Here is a 1,513-nt window from a genome sequence, read left to right as displayed (position 1 = left end):
AAGGATAGATTAAAAGAAAATATTAAAATTAGTATTGATAAAATATACCGCATTCTTTTCCTCCAGAAATTACTTTTTAATAATTATCATATCTCATGTATGAAAATTTTGTGAAAGAATATTTCTTGTTTTTCTTATTTCCCATTTTAAAGGAAATTTATATGTCTTAAAAACAGCTTCTTTTAATAAATGGGCAGGAAATCCTTTTATTTTAATCTTATTTTTAATAACTCCAGCAGCGTATTTACCACCTAAGGCTGCAAGTATTCCTTTAAAGTTTGGGTATTTTTCTTTTAAAGGTTTATTTGATACTATGCTTTTTATATGCTCTGCAACTATTTTTCCTGTCTGAACTGCTACCTGTGCAGTAGCTGGAAGAGTCTCTCCTGTCTCAAAGTTTTTTACCTCTGCACAGTCTCCTATTGCAAAAGTATCTTCGTATCCTTCAACTCTAAAGAACTTATCTGTAATGATTTGATTTTTTCTATTTTTTTTAATACCTTCTATATTGTTAATTACAGAGCTTCCTACTATTCCACCTGTCCATATTAAAAAATCAGAGTTTATAGTAGTTCCATCTTCTAACTCAACTTTATCTTTATAAACAGAAACTATCTTTTTTCCTGTGATTATATTTACACCTAAATCTTTTAATCTATTGACTGCTGTTTCTACTAAAAAATCATCCATTCCATAAAGTATAGAAGGCAGAGCTTCTATGAGATAAATGTCTGGTCTTTTTAGTCCACATCCAACCTTTGAAAAAATCTTTTCCTGAAAGTAAGCCATTTCTGCAGCTATTTCTACACCTGATAGACCTCCTCCACCAACAACAATATTGAATATACTTTTACTATCTATCATACATATATCTTCTTCTTTCATTTTTCTTAAAACTATCTTTTCAAAGAAATGTTTAAACTTCATTGATTTGTCTATTGTTTTTACACCTGAGGAATATTCCCTCAAACCGTTTATAGGTGGGAAAAATGTTCTACTTCCAAGGGATATTACTGCAAAATCATAGTCCATTTCAAAATCTTCAGTGATTATCTTTTTTTCTTTAAGGTTTATATTTAAAATTTTACTCTTTACGAATTGAATATTTTTAGACATACCATAAGTCAGTGCAAAAAGGTCTATGAGAATATCAGATAAAAGTTTTTCATGGGCTATGTATCTATATACTTCAGGCTGTAGATAGTGAAATGGGTTTTGGTCTATGGCTACAATTTCAACATTGCTTTCATTGCTTATATTCCTTAAAAAAGAAATACCTCCGTAGCCAAGCCCACAGACTACAACCTTGATTTTGCCCATAATTTTATTTCCACTATTGTTTTTTATATTTTTCTGCTTCTTCTTTTGCTATTTTATCACAAAGCTCATTTTCTTTATGTCCTGAATGACCTTTTACCCATATAGGGTGTATTTTATGCTTTTGCATAAGCTCATAAATTTCCTGCCACATTGTTTTATGCGAAACTTCTTTTTTGGAGGAGGTTTTCCAGTT

At 30.1% G+C, this 1,513-nt stretch carries 2 protein-coding genes; both read right to left on the bottom strand.

Annotated elements, in window-relative coordinates; translation table 11 throughout:
- Nucleotides 1–93 precede the first annotated feature (93 nt).
- On the bottom strand, nucleotides 94–1,320 hold the full coding sequence (locus tag HG1285_RS01860; protein WP_008289282.1) for an FAD-dependent oxidoreductase: 1,227 nt from the start codon (nucleotides 1,318–1,320) through the stop codon (nucleotides 94–96).
- 13 nt (nucleotides 1,321–1,333) lie between these two features.
- The coding region (locus HG1285_RS01865) for an RNase H family protein (protein ID WP_008289281.1) at nucleotides 1,334–1,513 on the bottom strand (180 nt) is incomplete at its 5' end.

This window comes from Hydrogenivirga sp. 128-5-R1-1 (assembly GCF_000171895.1).
The sequence above is the reverse complement of the archived record's forward strand: the minus strand, read 5'-3'. Positions and strand labels throughout refer to the sequence as shown.